Source organism: Cryptocyanus atlanticus LEGE 06306 (genome assembly GCF_056633155.1).
In genome coordinates, this window is the sequence record NZ_JBSJOZ010000007.1 from 22757 (window position 1) to 38162 (window position 15406).

Below are 15406 nucleotides of genomic sequence, written 5' to 3' on the forward strand. Positions count from 1 at the left end.
GATTGTCAGTCGGTGGTGAAGAAGCGTCGTCCGGTGAGGACCCAGAGCAGGATGTAGTTGGTGACGGCGGGCAGAAGGGGAAGCAGGGGTCTGGCCATGGCCGGAGCCACGGCTCCCAGCAGCATCGCCAGGCCGCTGTTGATGATCAGCAGGGCGGCGGCGGCTTTGGTGTTGAGTTTTCTGGCGCCGAGTCGGTCTTTGAACGTCAGCGCCTGCTGTCCAAAAAACGAGGCCGTAAAGGCAACCAGGAATCCAACCAGATTCGCGATTCCACTATCGACATCAAGATTAATCAGTGTGATCAGAATGGCGGCATGAATCCCGGTTGCGATCAGGCCAACGGCGCTAAATCTGCCCAGCCGAGAGAGACTATTCAAATCTCGAAAACATCACGGACAATGAACCAAGGTCGCCTCTTTGACTCAATGTAGGTGCGTCCAAGGTACTCGCCGATGATCCCGATTCCGATCAACTGCAGCCCGCCAAGCAAGGTGACAGCTGCGAAGAGGGAGGTGTAGCCAGGAGTCTCGATGCCGAACAGAAGGGCCCTCACGACTGATGTCATGCCAACGATAAAGGCGGCAACTGTCACGACTAGACCGACATAGCTCCAGATTCTTAAGGGCGCTGTTGAAAAGCTGAAGATGCCGTCCAATGCGTAGTTCCATAGTTTCCATTGGTTCCACTTGCCTTCTCCAGCAGCTCGTGCCAGCCTTCTGTAGTAGATTTCCTTGCGCAGAAAACCTGCCCAGGCAAAGAAACCTTTCGAAAACCTTACCCGTTCTTCGCAGGCCAGGATTGTTGTCATCACCTTGCGATCCAGTAGTCGGAAGTCACTGGCGTTCAGTTGGATGTCAAGCTTGGAAAGCATAAGGAATATCCGGTAGAATGATTCGGCGGTGAAACGCTTAACCCAGTTATCATTGGAGCGATCACTCCTGACTGCGCTGACGATCTCGTAGCCATCCAGCCAGGACGTCACCATGTCAGGAATCACTTCAGGGGGGTCCTGCAGGTCAGCATCAATGATGATGCAGGCATCGCCAGCGCAGTAGTGCAATCCTGCCATCAGTGCCGATTCTTTTCCGAAGTTTCTTGAGAAACTGACGATCTTTCCAGAGGTCCAATCGTGGCTTTGATGCAGCAACTCTTTGGCGTATCGAATGGTCTGATCCTTGCTTCCATCGTCAATGATGATGGTTTCGAAGTGCAGGTCAGGCCTTGCTTCAAGAATTAATTGGATCTGTTTGTGTATCTCTTCAAACAGGGTTTCCAGGCATCCTTCTTCGTTGTAGCAGGGAATCACCAGCGAGATGGTGGATCCCGCTCGTCTGTTCAAGGGTGAGGAATGCTGAACCCCCGGCTGATTTGTGCTGTCGATGAAAGTGCTTTTGCTCTCCTGGGGCACTTTCGAGCGGCGGAAGATGGCCAGACTAAAGCATGCAGGGGGGTCGTTTCGCCTTGGCACGGTCGGGAGCTGGACGCCTGCTGACCAGCGTCGCCGGCTCGCTAGGGCGTGTTCCAGACGAAGCGTGAGGAGGCCGCATAGTTCCAGACGAACACGACCAGGATGCCGGCCAGCTGGGCCCAGAATGTGTTCGCCGACACGAGGCTGTAGAAGGTGGAGGCGACGCCCACGTTGGCCAGCACCGGCAGGGAAGCCACCAGCAGAAACTTCAGCAGACCCTGGAGCAGTGCCCACCCGCTCTGGCGCTGGAAGCGGAAGGTGAGGGCATTGTTGATCAGATAGTTGGATGACGCGGCCGCCACCACGGCGACCGGCAGGGCCTGTTCGAACGACAGACCGACTGCCACCATCAGGGCCTGCACCACCAGCATCTGGATCGCCACGCCGCTGAAGCCCACCAGGGCGAAGCTGATGGCGCGCCGTGGGATCGAACGCAGCAGCAACGTGTGCAGGATCGACACTCCCAGATCCCAGACAATCGCCAGATCCAGCTTCGAATCGCCGGCGAGGCGAGCCTGGAAGCGCAGGGGAATCTCGCTCACGTCCAGCCGCCCCCGGCTGATCGAGAGCAGCTCGTAGAGGAACTTGAAACCGTTCACATCCACCCGGCGCACATCCCGCAGGGTCCGCTCCGGCCTGAGGGCGAAGAAACCGCTCATGTAGTCCGTGAGGCCGCGATAGGCCGGCAGGCTGAAGCGGGCGATCGCGTTGGCCCAGTTGGAGTTGCGGGTGCGCCCCCGGCTCAGACCCTTGATCGCCGCATCCGGGTGAAAGCGGCTCCCCACCACCAGGTCACTGCCCGAGGTGATCAGGGCGGCCACCGCGGCCTCCACCGCCGCGGGTTCGTGCTGCCCATCACAGTCCATCACCACCACGATGTCCCCGGTGGCATCGAGGATTCCTTCCTTGATGGCACTGGCCAGACCGGAGCGGCCGACCCGCCGGATCAGCCGCACCGACGGCTGCCGATGGGCGATCGACTTGATCAGATCAGCGGTTCCGTCGGCGGAATCGTCGTCGACGAAGAGAATCTCCAGGGCGTGGGTCTCCTCCAGAGGCAGGAGTTCCTCCACGATCCTCCCCACGTTCTCCCGCTCGTTGTAGGTGGGGAGGATGATGGAGAGTCGTTCCAAGGTCCGAGAGCGTTGGGTTGCAGCCATCGATCACGGCCAGGACCCGGCTTGGATCGAGCTGGTTGTCGCGCCAGCCAGGGCCGGAGCTCTGAGGCCCGGGCCCCGGCGGTGCCGTCCCATCGAACCGGCGCGCCGGTTCAGAGCGCCCGGGCCCGGGCCAGCACGTTGTCCACCGTGAAGCCGAAGTGCTCCATGCACACCGGTCCCGGGGCCGAGGCTCCAAAGCGATCCACGGAGATGGTGTCGCCGTCGAGACCCACGTACTTGTGCCAGCCGAAGGATCCGGAGGCCTCCACCACCAGCCGCTTGCGGACCGCCGCCGGCAGCACGGACTCGCGATAGGCGGCGTCCTGTTCTTCGAACAGTTCGACACAGGGCATCGAGACCACCCGCACGTTGCGGCCCTCGGCACGCAGGGCGGCGCCGGCCTTGACGCAGAGATCGAGCTCGGTTCCGGATCCGATCAGGATCAGATCCGGTGTGCCCTCGCTGTCCTCGAGGATGTAGCCGCCTAGGGCCACCTGCTCGATCGAGCTGTTCGCCTGATTGGCCATGGCCTGGCGGCTGAGGGCCAGCACCGTGGGCCGTTGGCGGTTGGTGATCGCCACCTGGTAGGCACCGCTGGTCTCGTTGCCGTCACCGGGGCGGATCACCAGCAGGTTCGGGATGGCCCGCAGGGAGGCCAGGGTCTCCACCGGCTGGTGGGTGGGGCCGTCTTCCCCCAGACCGATGGAATCGTGGGTGAGCACGTAGATCACGCCCAGTTCGGAGAGGGCCGAGAGCCGCATGGCACCCACCATGTAGCCGGCGAAGACCAGGAAGGTGCCGCCGTAGGGGATCAGGCCGCTGCCGTGATAGGCGATGCCGTTGAGGATGGCGGCCATGGCGTGCTCCCGGACGCCGAAATGGAGATAGCGGTTGGCCTCGCTGCCCTTCTGGAAGCTGGCCTCCCCCTTGATGTCGGTGAGATTGGAGTGGGTGAGGTCGGCGGAGCCGCCGATCAGCTCCGGCAGGTCGGGGCCGATCGCGTTGAGCACGTTGTAGGAGTACTGGCGCGTGGCCAGGCCCTTGTCGGCGGGGGTGAAGCGGGGCAGCTTGCTGTTCCAGCCCTGGGGCAGTTCACCCCGCAGCATCCGCTCGAACTCGGCGGCCTCAGCCGGGTACTGCTGCCGGTAGGTGCTGAGGGTGGAATTCCAGTCCGCCTCCAGGGTTGCGCCCCGCTCCCTGGCCTTGCGCCAGTGGGCGTAGGACTCCTCCGGCACCTCAAACAACCCGTGGCTCCAGCCCAGCGACTGTCGGGTCAACTCGGCCTCAGCGGCGCCGAGAGCGGCGCCGTGGACCCCGGCGGTGTCGGCCTTGTTGGGGGAGCCGTAGCCGATGGTGGTGGTGACCTTGATCAGGCTGGGCCGGTCGGTGACGGCCTTGGCGGCCTCGATCGCCCGAGTGATGGCCGCGATGTCGGTGTTGCCGTCGGCCACATGCTGGACATGCCAGCCGTAGGCCTCGTACCGCTTCATCACATCCTCGGTGAAGGACACCTCGGTGTTGCCATCGATCGTGATGTGGTTGTCGTCGTAGAGGGCGATCAGCTTGCCCAGACCCAGGTGTCCGGCCAGGGAGGCGGCCTCACTGGAGATCCCCTCCTGGTTGCAGCCGTCGCCCATGATCACGAAGGTGTGGTGATCCACCACCGTGGCCCCGGGGCGATTGAAACGGGCGGCCAGGTGGGCTTCGGCGATCGCCAGGCCCACCGCGTTGGAGATGCCCTGACCCAGGGGACCGGTGGTCACTTCCACGCCCGGGGTCTCGAAGGTCTCGGGGTGACCCGGGGTCTTGGAACCCCACTGTCGGAATTGCTTGAGGTCCTCCAGCCCGACGCTGTCGTAGCCGGTGAGGTGCAGCAGGGCATAGAGCAACATGCAGCCGTGGCCGGCGGAGAGCACGAAGCGGTCGCGGTTGAACCACTTCGGATTGCCGGGGTTGTGGCGCAGCACCCGGTCCCAGAGGGCATAGGCCATGGGCGCCGCCCCCATCGGCAGCCCCGGGTGGCCGGAATTCGCTTTGTTGACCGCGTCGATGGCCAGGAAGCGGATGCTGTTGACGCAGAGGTTGTCGACGGACGTGATGTCCACTGAGGGGGCGGCGACCATGGCTGGGGGGGATGGGGTGTGAGGTGGGCGTTCCGGCGGGCGGAGGGCTGGCGGGGCGAGGTCGTCAGCGCATCCGGCGGAAGGCGAGGCAGACGTTGTGACCGCCAAACCCGAACGAGTTCGAAAGCACGACGTTCAGTGTCTGTTCCCGCGCCTGGTTGGGCACGACATCCAGATCACAGGCGGGATCCGGATTTTGGTAATTGATCGTAGGGGGTACCAGGTTGTGCCCGATCGCCAGCACGGCCGCGACGGCTTCGATGCCGCCGCTGCCCCCCAGCAGGTGTCCCGTCATCGACTTGGTGGAACTGACCGGAATCTCCAGGGCATGGGCTCCGAGGGCGGATTTGATGGCGGCGGTTTCATTGCTGTCGTTGGCCTGGGTGCTGGTGCCGTGGGCGTTGACGTAGTCGACCTCCTCGGCATTGAGCCCGGCGTCGACCAGGGCGAGCCGCATCGCCTCGGCGCCGCCGACCCCACCTGGCGAGGGTGCGGTGATGTGGTGGGCATCGCAGGTCATGCCGTAGCCCACCACCTCGGCCAGGATCTCCACACCGCGGGCCCGGGCCCGCTCCAGACTCTCGAGGACCAGCACGCCGGCGCCCTCGCCGATCACGAAGCCGTTGCGCTCCGCGTCGAACGGGCGGCTGGCCGTGGCGGGGTCGTCATTGCGGAAGGAGAGGGCCTTGGCGCTGGCGAATCCGGCCACACCCAGCGGCGTGATGGCGGATTCGGCTCCGCCGCAGACCATGGCGTCGGCGAGACCGAGCTGAATCAGGCGGAAGGCGTCCCCGATGGCATTGGAGCCGGCGGCACAGGCGGTGGCCACCGCGGTGCTGGGTCCCTTGGCCCCCAGGGCGATCGCCGTGAGCCCGGCCGCCATGTTCGGAATCATCATCGGCACGCAGAACGGGCTCACCCGGTCCGGGCCCCGGTCGGCCAGCACGTGGGCCTGGGTTTCCATCATCAGCAATCCCCCCACACCGGAGCCGATGGCCACACCGATCCGGTGCTCCGTGCCGGGCTCGATCGGCAGCCGGGCCTGGGCTACGGCCTGTTTCGCCGCCACCACGGCGAACTGACAGAAGCGATCCCAGCGCTTGGCCTCCTTCCGGTCGATCTGGCCGCTGGGGTCGAAATCCTTGACCTCCGCCGCGAAGCGGCAGGCGTGGCGGGAGGCGTCGAACAGCCGGATCGGAGCCACCCCATTGCGGCCGATGCGCAGCCCTTCCCAGTACTGGGTGACGTCGTTGCCGATCGGTGTGACCGCGCCGAGGCCCGTGACCACGACACGGTGGAGACCCTCCACCATCGACACCCTCAGGCCTGCTTGTCCAGGATGTACGTGACGGCGTCACCGACGGTGGTGATGCCTTCGGCGGCCTCGTCGGGAATCTCGATGTCGAAGGCCTCTTCCAGGGCCATCACCAGTTCCACCGTGTCGAGCGAGTCGGCCCCGAGGTCGTTCTGAAAGTTCGACTCGGGCTTCACTTCAGCGGCATCGACGCTGAGCTGCTCGGCAACGATCGAGCGCACTTTCTCGAAGATCGCTTCCTGTGACATGACCGGTGTGAGAGAGGCCGCATCCTACGGGTCGCCCTGAACGGCCTCCCGGCCCGTATGAAAAAGGATGACGGCCTGGGGCCGGCTGCGGTTGGCTCCCGGTCGCTTTGGGTACTTTGACCGCACGCCGTTCGCTTTCCGGCCGGGCATGTCCCATTCCGTCAAGATCTACGACACCTGCATCGGCTGCACCCAGTGTGTGCGGGCCTGCCCTCTCGATGTCCTCGAGATGGTCCCCTGGGATGGCTGCAAGGCCGCCCAGATCGCCTCCTCCCCCCGCACCGAAGACTGCATCGGCTGCAAGCGGTGCGAAACCGCCTGCCCCACCGATTTCCTCAGCATCCGCGTCTATCTCGGAGACGAGACCTCCCGCAGCATGGGTCTCGCCTACTGAGGCCCCCTTCCCGTTCCCACTCCCCGCCCGGCCCTGTCCGGGCTTTTTCATGGGCCAGGCGTGGGGCGCCTCCGGCGGGCGCCGGGGCGTCGATCCTTTAGAAACGGCCCAGTCCCGGCCCATCGGCCATGTGCGGCATCGTTGCGGTCATCGGCTCGCGTGAGGCGGCCCCCCTCCTGATGGAAGGGTTGAGGCAACTGGAGTATCGCGGCTACGACTCGGCGGGGATCGCCACGGTGGCGGGGAGCGGCGGCGGACTCACCTGCCTCCGGGCCGAGGGCAAGCTGGTCAACCTCGCGGCCCGGTTCGAGCAGCACGGCGCCCCCGGCCATTGCGGCATCGGCCACACCCGCTGGGCCACCCACGGCAAGCCGGAGGAACGCAACGCCCATCCCCACCTCGATGGCCGCGGCACGCTGGCGGTGGTGCAGAACGGCATCATCGAGAACCATCGGCAGCTGCGGGAGGAGCTCCGGGCCCGCGGGGTCGTCTTCCGCTCCGACACCGACACCGAGGTGATTCCCCATCTGCTGGCCGAGCGCCTGGACGCGTTGCGCGACCAGGGTGCGGTTCCCGGTCCCGCTTTGCTGCTGCAGGCCCTGCAGCAGGTGCTGCCCCTGCTGCAGGGCGCCTATGCCCTGGCCGTGGTGTGGGCCGAGACCCCCGGGGCCCTGGTGGTGGCGCGGCGCCAGGCCCCCCTGCTGATCGGCCTGGGGGAGGGAGAGTTCCTCTGCGCCAGCGACACCCCGGCCCTGGCCGGTTTCACCCGCACGATCCTGCCGATGGAGGACGGCGAGACCGCCCTGCTGACGCCGCTCGGCATCGAGCTCTACGACGGGGCACTGCAGCGTGTTCAGCGCAATCCCAGCCTGCTCAGCGGCACTGAGCACGTGGCGGACAAGCGCAGCTTCCGCCACTTCATGCTCAAGGAAATCCATGAGCAGGCCGAAACCGCCGCCCTCTGGGTGGCCCGCCATCTGCCTGACTCGGCTGGTGGGCCGGGCGCGCCCCCGCTGGTGGCCCTCCCGCTGGAGGACCACCTGTTTGAGTCGGTGGAGCGGATCCAGATTCTGGCCTGCGGTACCAGCCGACACGCGTCCCAGGTGGGGGCCTATCTGCTGGAGCAGCTGGCCGGCATCCCCACGGCGGTGGACTACGCCAGTGAATTCCGCTACGCCCCGCCCCCCCTCTCCCCCCATACGCTCACCATCGGCGTCACCCAGTCGGGGGAGACGGCCGACACCCTGGCGGCACTGCAGATGGAGCGCACCAGGCGGGAGCGCATCGCCGATCCGGCCTATGCCCCGCGGCTGCTGGGGATCACCAACCGCCCCGAGAGCTCCCTGGGGCGCCTGGTGCCCCACCTGCTCGACATCGGCGCGGGCATCGAGGTGGGTGTCGCGGCCACCAAGACCTTTCTCGGCCAGTTGCTGGCCTTCTACGGACTGGCGCTCGCCTTGGCCGAGCGCCGCTCCTCCCGCAGTCCCGACCAGCTCCAGGCCCTGGTGAGCGGGCTGCGGGTGCTGCCCAGCCAGTTGCAGCGGCTGGTGGAGGAGCACGACCACCTCTGCGCGGAGCTGGCCCACCGGTTCGCCGACACCCAGGACGTGATTTTTCTGGGCCGGGGGATCAACTTCCCGATCGCCCTCGAGGGGGCCCTCAAGCTCAAGGAGATCAGCTACATCCACGCCGAGGGCTATCCGGCCGGAGAGATGAAGCACGGTCCGATCGCCCTGCTTGATGCCCGGGTGCCGGTGGTCTCGATCGCCATGCCCGGCACGGTCTTCGAGAAGGTGCTCTCCAACGCCCAGGAGGCCAAGGCCCGCGACGCCCCCCTGATCGGTGTGGCGCCCCGGTGTGCCGACACCGCCCTGTTCGACGTGCTCCTGCCGGTGCCGGAGGTGGATGAGCTGCTCAGCCCCCTGCTCACCATGATCCCGATGCAGCTGTTGAGCTACCACATCGCAGCCCATCGTGGCCTCGATGTGGATCAGCCGCGCAACCTGGCCAAGAGCGTCACGGTCGAATGACGTCCGCCTCCGCCGTGCTGCTGTCTCCGATGCGCCTGCTTGTTCTGCTGGCCGCTCTGCTGACCCTGCTGGCCTTCTTCGCGGCTGCGGAGTTCGCCCTCCTCCATCTGCGCCCCAGCCGGGCTCAGGTGCTGGCCGCTGACGGGCGTCCCGGAGCCCGGGCGATCGAGCGGCTGCAGCAGCGGCTGCGCCGTACCCTGGTGGCCACCCAGCTGGGGGTGACCCTGGCCCTGGTGGCCCTGGGCTGGGCGGGCCGGGGGCTGGCGGAGCGACTCGATCCACTGGCCCAGCGGATCTGGGTCGCCCTGCTTGTGTTTCTGGCCCTCGTGGCCGTGGCCACGGTGTTGGGGGGCGTGCTTCCCAAGGCCTGGGTGCTGCATCGGCCTGAGGCATCGGCCCTGCGGCTGGCCCCGCTCCTGGAATGGGGCAGCCGCACCCTCTCGCCGCTGCTGATCGTGCTGGAGCGCCTGTCGGACGCCCTGCTGCGCCTGCTCGGCCTGCCCCGCAACTGGGATGCCCTCGTTCCCGCCCTCTCGGCCGGGGAGCTCGAGACCCTGATCGAATCCAACAGCGTCACCGGTCTGCTGCCGGATGAGCGCAACATCCTCGAAGGGGTGTTCTCCCTGAGGGACACCCAGGTGCGGGAGGTGATGGTGCCGCGCTCCGGCATGGTCACCCTGCCGCTCGATGTGTCCTTCGCCGGAATGATGGAGGCCGTGCACGCCACCGCCCACGCACGCTTCCCGGTGATCGGCCAGTCCCTGGACGATGTGCGGGGCCTGCTCGACCTGCGCCGCCTGGCCGAGCCGATCGCCCTTGGCCTGCTGCAGGGGGACACCCCCCTGGCCCCGTTCCTCACCCCGGTGGCCCGGGTCCAGGAGACGATGTCCCTGGCGGAGCTGCTGCCGATGATCCGCGGCGGCCAGCCCCTGCTGGTGGTGGTCGACGAGCACGGTGGCACCGAGGGACTCGTCACCGTGGCCGATCTCACCGGCGAGATCGTCGGGGAGGACGATGACCAGCGCAGCGGCGAGGAGAGCCTGCAGCGGCTGCAGGACGACAGCTGGATGGCGGCGGCCGACCTGGAGATCTTCGAACTCAACCGCCAACTGGCCCTGGGGTTGCCGGAGGCGGATGGGCACCACACCCTGGCCGGCTTCCTGCTGGAGCGGTTGCAGCACATCCCGGCCCCGGGGGAGATTCTCAGCTGGAAGGGCCACCAGTTCGTCATCGTCGCCATGGACGGGCCCCGTATCGAGCGGGTGCGGATCAGCCGTCGCGCGGTCGATCATTGATAATGCCCCCATTGGGACAGCGGATGTTCACGTTGACGCGTGTGCTGGTGACGCGATGACCACCGATCCCATCACCCCGGTCAAGGTGGGGGTCATCGGCATCGGCAACATGGGCTGGCATCACGCCAGGGTCCTGAGCCTTCTTCGGGACGCCGAACTGGTGGGCGTGGCCGATCCCGACCAGCGCCGGGGTCGGATGGCGGTGGAACAGTTCGGCTGCCGCTGGTTTGACGACTTTCAGGACCTGCTGCCCCGCGTCGAGGCGGTCTGCATCGCCGTGCCAACCCTGCTCCACCACCGGGTCGGTATGGCCTGCCTGCAGGCTGGCGTGGACGTGCTGATCGAAAAACCGATCGCCGCCAGCCAGGAGGAGGCCAGCGAACTGATCCAGGCGGCCGAAGCGGCTGGACGGCAGCTGCAGGTGGGCCACATCGAACGGTTCAATCCCGCCTTCCGGGAGCTGCTCAAGGTGGTGGCCAACGAGGAGGTGGTGGTGCTGGAGGCCCGCCGCCACAGCCCCCACGCCGATCGGGCCAATGACGTGTCGGTGGTGCTTGACCTGATGATCCACGACATCGACCTGGTGCTGGAGCTCGCCGGTGCTCCCGTGGTGCGCCTGGCGGCCGCCGGCGGCCGCAGCGGCGAGGGGCCGATTGATTACGTCAATGCCACGCTCGGATTCGGCAACGGTGTGGTGGCCAGCCTCACGGCCAGCAAGATGGCCCACCGCAAGATCCGCAGCCTCAGTGCCCACTGCAGGGCCAGCCTGGTGGAAACGGATTTCCTCAACCGGCGGATCCACATCCATCGCCGGGCCCATGAATGGGTCTCGGCCGACCACGGCGAACTCCTGTACCGCAACGATGGCTTCATCGAGGAGGTGAGCACCACCTCGATTGAACCGCTCTACGCCGAGCTTGAGCACTTCCTGCTCTGCCTGCGCGGTCGGGAAACCCCCGCCGTCGACGGTCAGCAGGCCTCAAGGGCCCTGGTGCTGGCCAACCTGATCGAGCTGGCGGTGGATCAGCCCTCGCTCTGCATGGCGCTCGACGCCCCCATCTGAGCGCCCACCCCGCCCCGATCGGGGGCCGGGTCCCCTTCGGTGAGGTCCCGCAGGGCCAGCATCTGCCAGCGGCGGCACCGGGCCGGGGAGGAGGCGTAGAACAGCTCCCAGGCGATGGCCTTGTGCTGGGGGTAGGTTTCCGGCGGCTGCTCCGGGTGCGACTGCTGCCAGCCCAGCCGCACCGCATGCCCGATGACCACATCGAGGGCCAGGTAATCGTCGAGGCGGACCTGGGGGTTGGCGCCCACGAAGGCCACCAGCGACAGCAGGCTCTCAGTGCAGAGCTGTCGGTACTCGGGCGCCTCGATCTTGCTGAGCAGATGGTCCACCAGGGCGGCGAAGTTGCGCTCCCCGCCGGTCTTCTCCGAGAGCAGGGGGGCGCTTTCAAGCCGGTTGCGGCGCTCCAGCTTGTCGCCGATCACCAGGCCGCGGCAGTGGTGCAGCAGATCCCAGATGCCGGCATAGAAATCGCGGGGCACACGCTGGAGGGCCCCCAGGCGCTGTCGCTGCTGCAGCCAGCCGCAGCCGCTGCCGCGGGGCAGATCGTCGAGCGGGTCGGGTACTTCCCAGCGCACCCGGCCGCTGATGTGGAGCTGTTCCTTGCGGCGCAGGGCCTGACGCGCGTGTTCCCCATCCACCAGCACGGCCCGCAGGCGGCGCCTGATGGCGTGGGGCGGCAGATCGCAGAGGGCCTCGAAGGCGTCGTCGGGGGCGAGATCCCGCTCGGTCGCCAGCTCGCCGGTGAGCAGCAGCAGCAACTGTCCGAGCTGAATGGTGAGACTGCCGCTGAGCAGGGAGGGTTCCAGCCGGGCCAGGCCATCGAGGGCCAGCAGCAGTTCCTGCTGGAGCATCCCCTCCCGGCCATCCTCGCCGCTGAAGCGGCGGATCATCACGCCGATCATGGCGCTGCCCTGGGGCTGGCTGATCACCGACTCGCGGGTGTAGTTGCGGCCCACCACCACCTGCTTCTGGCGCACCAGCAGATCGGTGAGGGCATCCTCCAGCTGGGGATGGACCAGCTGCATCACCCCCGCGCAGCGGCGCACCACGTTCCAGTCGGCCTCGGCGAGGCCCCGGCGGTAGATCTCCTCCACCAGGGCCCGCAGCTTCACCGGCCCGGTGCTGGAGGGTCCCTGCAGAATCGCGCTGGGCCCCAGCCGCCGGTCCAGCTGCTCGAGCACTTCCGCCTGCTCCGGCAGGGAGGTGCTGCGCCAGAGCCGCTGGGCCAGATCGGGGATCGGGATGTCCTCCAGTTCCTGCTCCTGCTGGATGGTGAGCGGCTGCTGCCTGGTGCTGTTCAGCAGGACCCGGGGCGCCGCGACGGTGCCCGGTGCGGACACGCCGACCTTCAGGGCGGGCAGCTCCACCTGGCAGGCCTGCTCGCAGAGGACGTCGAGACTGTCGAGCCACACCGGTACCCCGGCGAGTTCGGAGCTCCGCAGGGCCTCGCCGAGCCTGATCAGGGCGGCCGGATCCCGCTGGAAGGGCCCGTCGGCCAGGGGGATCACCAGCAGGGGCAGCCCCTGGCCGCGCCACTGGCGCTGCAGCACCCGCAGCTCGCTGACCACCGTGTCGGCCAGCTGGTCCGGGTCATCGGCCAGGTAGAAGGTGCCCTCCTCCAGCACCGTCGGCAGGTAGGCGACCAGCTCGGTTCCCTCCGGAGTGGGGCAGCGGTAGAGGCGGGCGGTGGCCATCGTCTCCATCCGTACCGGCGGCAGGCCGCTGAGGCCGAGCCGCCCGTTGGCCCCCACCTGGCCCATCCGCTGGGCCAGCTCCATCGAGCTGGCGATCCGCACCCGCCCGCTCCCCCGGCTCACGGGCAGCCCGGCCGCCTCCAGGGCCGTCGCCATGGCGGCGGTGGCGGGCGCCAGGGCCACCAGCACCCGTTCGGCGCCGAGGGGCGCCGGCTGGCGCCGCCCGCTCGGGTCGATGTCCTCCGGTGTCAGCAGGCCATGGAGCAGCAGGTCGCCCAGCCAGGTGAGGCTCTGGGTCCAGAGCAGGGGCACATTCGCGTTGGGAACCCGGGCCTGGCTGCCGCCCTGGCGCCGCTCCGCCCCGATCGCCTCCTCGGGAACCAGGTAGAGCTCCGGCAACAGCGGCACCCCCTCCACCTCCACGCTCACCGCCTCCAGCCGCCGTCTCCAGCCCCAGGCTTCGCTCCAGCGGCCTTCGCAGCAGGCGGTGACCAGTTCGTAGGCGAAGAACAGGGGCCACTCGCATTCGATCGCCTCGAACTGGGCCAGTTCCTCCCGCTCGTAGTGGAGCCGGGTGTGGTCTTCCACCAGGGTCTGGTGGCCGTCGCGGCGGAAGCGCTTGTAGCCGTAGGCGCCGCCCAGGTCGCGGCGGATCTTGGCCCGCGTGCGCTCCACCAGCTGGTGGTCCTCCACCGCCCAGGCGGGATAGCCGATCACCGCCAGGCAGGCGCTGTCCACCTCCTTGCTGGCCGACTCCCGGGGCAGGAGGGCCTGCAGCGCCCGCCGCAGGCGGACGATGGCGTCCTGGGGGATCTGCAGGCGGCAGCTCCCGTCCCCGTGGGGACCGTAGAGATCCAGCCCGTCGAGGGCCTCGAGGGCCGCCTTGACCAGGCCGATCGAGCTGGCGTTGCGCTCCGGTTCGCCGTGGTTTCCCTTGTCGCCCCGCTCCCAGATGCCGTAGTCGGCCACCCGGTAGGCGCGGGCCACGTAATAGACGAGGTTCTGGAGAAAGTCGGCCTCGGCGCGACTCTGCACCACCACCAGGCCGGCCCGGGTCAGCTGGGCCAGCTGGAGCAGGTAGAGGGCGGTGGCGTCCAGCTGCAGGTGGCCCCAGCCATCGTCGGCCACCACCGGATCCCCGCTGGCGGTGTCGAACTTGGCGTGGATGGCGTCATGCCGGTCGAGGCTGTGTTTGAACCGCTCCACCTTCCGGGCCTGGCGAAGCATGGCGGTGAGCAGGCCACGCATCAGCTGCCGCACCCGCTGCTCCAGCTCGTACACCCGCGTCGAGGGCCCGTCCAGCCGGCGGTGGGCCAGGGCCAGTCCCCAGACGCACTGGATGGAATACACCCCGTCGCGCACCCAGGCGTCGCCGTAGTTGCCGTGGACGGTGTGGGCGGTGCTGGCCGGCAGCAGCCCGCTGATCGGATGCTGCCGGGCCAGCACCACCCGCTCGATCGACCGATCCAGCCGCAGCAGCAGCTCCCGGGCCTCCTCCGGGGCCAGTTGCCGGGGGGCCATGGCTTCGGGCGGGGGTGTCTCGCCGAGCCGAGCGGTGCTCAAGACGTCGGTCATCCCGCGCAGATCCCCATTCGCTGTGGTTGCAGGTGCGTCGCTGGGCGCCTTCCGGCGGCAGGAACGTCGGTACTCTCGCTTGATTCTCCCCCGCGGCCGACCTGGCCCAAGGCAGTGATGGTGACGGAATCAGCTCCAGGCCTCCCATCGGGCTCCCCGGCAGCGCGCACCACCATTCTCGGAGTGCCCATCGATGTCTGCGCCGACGTGTTCGGGGCGGCGCTGGAGTTGCACGGTCGCGGCGGCGGCCAGATCGTGACCCTCAACGCCGAGATGACGATGGCGGCCCGGGCCGACCCCCAGCTCGGCGCCGCCATCGCCGCCGCTGAGCTGGTGATCCCCGACGGGGCGGGGGCGGTCTGGGCGCTGGGCCTCCAGGGCTGTCACGTGCAGCGCAGCCCGGGCATCGAACTGGCCGATCGTCTCCTGGTCCATGCCGCGACCCGGGCCTGGCGCGTGGCCCTGGTGGGGGCGAGCCCGGAGGTGATGGACACCCTCGTGGCCCGGCTGGCCCGGCGGCTGCCGGACCTGACCCTGGTGATCGCCAGCCACGGCTATCTCAGTGGAGACGGTTGGAGCCGCCTCGAGGGGGAGCTGCTGGCGGCCAGGCCCGATCTGGTGCTGGCCGCCCTGGGGGTGCCCCGCCAGGAACTGTGGATCGGGCGCCTGCACCGCGGCCAACCCGGCCTCTGGATGGGGGTGGGAGGCAGCTTCGACGTGTGGGCCGGCATGAAGCGACGGGCCCCCGCCTGGATGGGCCTGCTGCAGATTGAATGGTTGTACCGGCTGATTCAGGAGCCGGCTCGCTGGCGGCGCATGCTGGTGCTGCCGGCCTTTGCCTGGGAGGTGCTGCGGCGGGGCGAGCGCCGCCGGTAGGGGCTCAGCGGAAGCCCACGGAGGCCTGCCAGACGAAGGCCAGGAGCAGGAAGAAGAGCGGGATGATCGGCAGGATGTCGACCAGGGGACCGAAGGCCTGGTAAGCCTCGGGCAGCTGGGCCAGGGACGTGGCGGCGATCAGCGTGGAGAGAACCATCCCTGGGC

General features: G+C 67.9%; 13 protein-coding genes. 5 read left to right on the top strand and 8 right to left on the bottom strand.

Annotation, left to right across the window (positions count from 1 at the left end; translation table 11 throughout):
• Nucleotides 1-5: 5 nt before the first annotated feature.
• The 6 genes from ACWJI7_RS09005 to acpP form a co-directional block, all read right to left on the bottom strand.
• Nucleotides 6-377 (bottom strand): GtrA family protein, encoded by a 372-nt coding sequence (locus ACWJI7_RS09005; protein WP_479937277.1) that lies wholly within the window; start codon nucleotides 375-377, stop codon nucleotides 6-8.
• On the bottom strand, nucleotides 374-1408 hold the full coding sequence (locus ACWJI7_RS09010; RefSeq protein WP_479937279.1) for a glycosyltransferase family 2 protein: 1035 nt from the start codon (nucleotides 1406-1408) through the stop codon (nucleotides 374-376). Before ACWJI7_RS09010 ends, ACWJI7_RS09005 begins: the two co-directional genes overlap by 4 nt.
• 101 nt (nucleotides 1409-1509) lie before the next feature.
• Nucleotides 1510-2628 carry a glycosyltransferase gene (locus ACWJI7_RS09015; protein ID WP_479937281.1) on the bottom strand — a complete coding sequence of 373 codons (1119 nt, stop codon included), beginning with the start codon at nucleotides 2626-2628 and terminating at the stop codon, nucleotides 1510-1512.
• 110 nt (nucleotides 2629-2738) lie between these two features.
• A complete protein-coding gene (gene tkt, locus ACWJI7_RS09020) occupies nucleotides 2739-4751 on the bottom strand; it encodes a transketolase (protein ID WP_479937283.1) in 2013 nt (670 codons plus the stop codon).
• Nucleotides 4752-4815: 64 nt separating this feature from the next.
• On the bottom strand, nucleotides 4816-6063 hold the full coding sequence (gene fabF / locus ACWJI7_RS09025; RefSeq protein WP_479937285.1) for a beta-ketoacyl-ACP synthase II: 1248 nt from the start codon (nucleotides 6061-6063) through the stop codon (nucleotides 4816-4818).
• Between the two features lie 8 nt (nucleotides 6064-6071).
• Nucleotides 6072-6314 (bottom strand): acyl carrier protein, encoded by a 243-nt coding sequence (acpP, locus tag ACWJI7_RS09030; RefSeq protein ID WP_094513653.1) that lies wholly within the window; start codon nucleotides 6312-6314, stop codon nucleotides 6072-6074.
• Between the two features lie 148 nt (nucleotides 6315-6462).
• Between acpP and psaC the strand changes: the two genes are divergently transcribed.
• From psaC to ACWJI7_RS09050, 4 genes are all read left to right on the top strand, one after another.
• Complete coding sequence (psaC, locus tag ACWJI7_RS09035; RefSeq protein WP_479937287.1) at nucleotides 6463-6708, top strand: photosystem I iron-sulfur center protein PsaC; 246 nt, start codon at nucleotides 6463-6465, stop codon at nucleotides 6706-6708.
• A 128-nt stretch (nucleotides 6709-6836) separates the two neighbouring features.
• Nucleotides 6837-8738, top strand: a complete 1902-nt coding sequence (glmS, locus tag ACWJI7_RS09040) for a glutamine--fructose-6-phosphate transaminase (isomerizing) (RefSeq protein ID WP_479937289.1) — start codon at nucleotides 6837-6839, stop codon at nucleotides 8736-8738.
• Nucleotides 8739-8767: 29 nt separating this feature from the next.
• The gene (locus ACWJI7_RS09045; protein WP_479937444.1) at nucleotides 8768-10033 is read left to right on the top strand and encodes a hemolysin family protein; all 1266 of its coding nucleotides are present in this window, start codon (nucleotides 8768-8770) and stop codon (nucleotides 10031-10033) included.
• Between the two features lie 55 nt (nucleotides 10034-10088).
• Complete coding sequence (locus ACWJI7_RS09050; RefSeq protein WP_479937291.1) at nucleotides 10089-11096, top strand: Gfo/Idh/MocA family oxidoreductase; 1008 nt, start codon at nucleotides 10089-10091, stop codon at nucleotides 11094-11096.
• On the opposite strand, the gene ACWJI7_RS09055 is transcribed toward ACWJI7_RS09050, so the two are convergent.
• On the bottom strand, nucleotides 11057-14311 hold the full coding sequence (locus ACWJI7_RS09055) for a glycoside hydrolase family 15 protein (RefSeq protein ID WP_479937446.1): 3255 nt from the start codon (nucleotides 14309-14311) through the stop codon (nucleotides 11057-11059). The two genes, ACWJI7_RS09050 and ACWJI7_RS09055, sit on opposite strands and share 40 nt — an antisense overlap.
• Before the next feature lie 171 nt (nucleotides 14312-14482).
• Between ACWJI7_RS09055 and ACWJI7_RS09060 the strand changes: the two genes are divergently transcribed.
• Nucleotides 14483-15241, top strand: a complete 759-nt coding sequence (locus tag ACWJI7_RS09060) for a WecB/TagA/CpsF family glycosyltransferase (RefSeq protein WP_479937293.1) — start codon at nucleotides 14483-14485, stop codon at nucleotides 15239-15241.
• A 4-nt stretch (nucleotides 15242-15245) separates the two neighbouring features.
• Here the strand turns inward: ACWJI7_RS09060 and ACWJI7_RS09065 are convergent, their stop codons facing one another.
• Nucleotides 15246-15380: a photosystem II reaction center protein K gene (locus ACWJI7_RS09065; protein ID WP_479937448.1), complete on the bottom strand. Its 135-nt coding sequence runs from the start codon at nucleotides 15378-15380 to the stop codon at nucleotides 15246-15248.
• Nucleotides 15381-15406: the final 26 nt, after the last annotated feature.

Excerpts from the sequence above, each read along its gene's own strand:
- psaC (WP_479937287.1), top strand. The coding sequence starts at position 6,463 with ATGTCCCATTCCGTCAAGATCTACGACACCTGCATCGGCTGCACCCAG.
- ACWJI7_RS09015 (WP_479937281.1), bottom strand. The coding sequence starts at position 2,628 with ATGGCTGCAACCCAACGCTCTCGGACCTTGGAACGACTCTCCATCATC.
- ACWJI7_RS09055 (WP_479937446.1), bottom strand. The coding sequence starts at position 14,311 with ATGGCCCCCCGGCAACTGGCCCCGGAGGAGGCCCGGGAGCTGCTGCTG.
- fabF (WP_479937285.1), bottom strand. The coding sequence starts at position 6,063 with ATGGTGGAGGGTCTCCACCGTGTCGTGGTCACGGGCCTCGGCGCGGTC.
- ACWJI7_RS09060 (WP_479937293.1), top strand. The coding sequence starts at position 14,483 with ATGGTGACGGAATCAGCTCCAGGCCTCCCATCGGGCTCCCCGGCAGCG.
- glmS (WP_479937289.1), top strand. The coding sequence starts at position 6,837 with ATGTGCGGCATCGTTGCGGTCATCGGCTCGCGTGAGGCGGCCCCCCTC.
- acpP (WP_094513653.1), bottom strand. The coding sequence starts at position 6,314 with ATGTCACAGGAAGCGATCTTCGAGAAAGTGCGCTCGATCGTTGCCGAG.
- tkt (WP_479937283.1), bottom strand. The coding sequence starts at position 4,751 with ATGGTCGCCGCCCCCTCAGTGGACATCACGTCCGTCGACAACCTCTGC.
- ACWJI7_RS09045 (WP_479937444.1), top strand. The coding sequence starts at position 8,768 with ATGCGCCTGCTTGTTCTGCTGGCCGCTCTGCTGACCCTGCTGGCCTTC.
- ACWJI7_RS09050 (WP_479937291.1), top strand. The coding sequence starts at position 10,089 with ATGACCACCGATCCCATCACCCCGGTCAAGGTGGGGGTCATCGGCATC.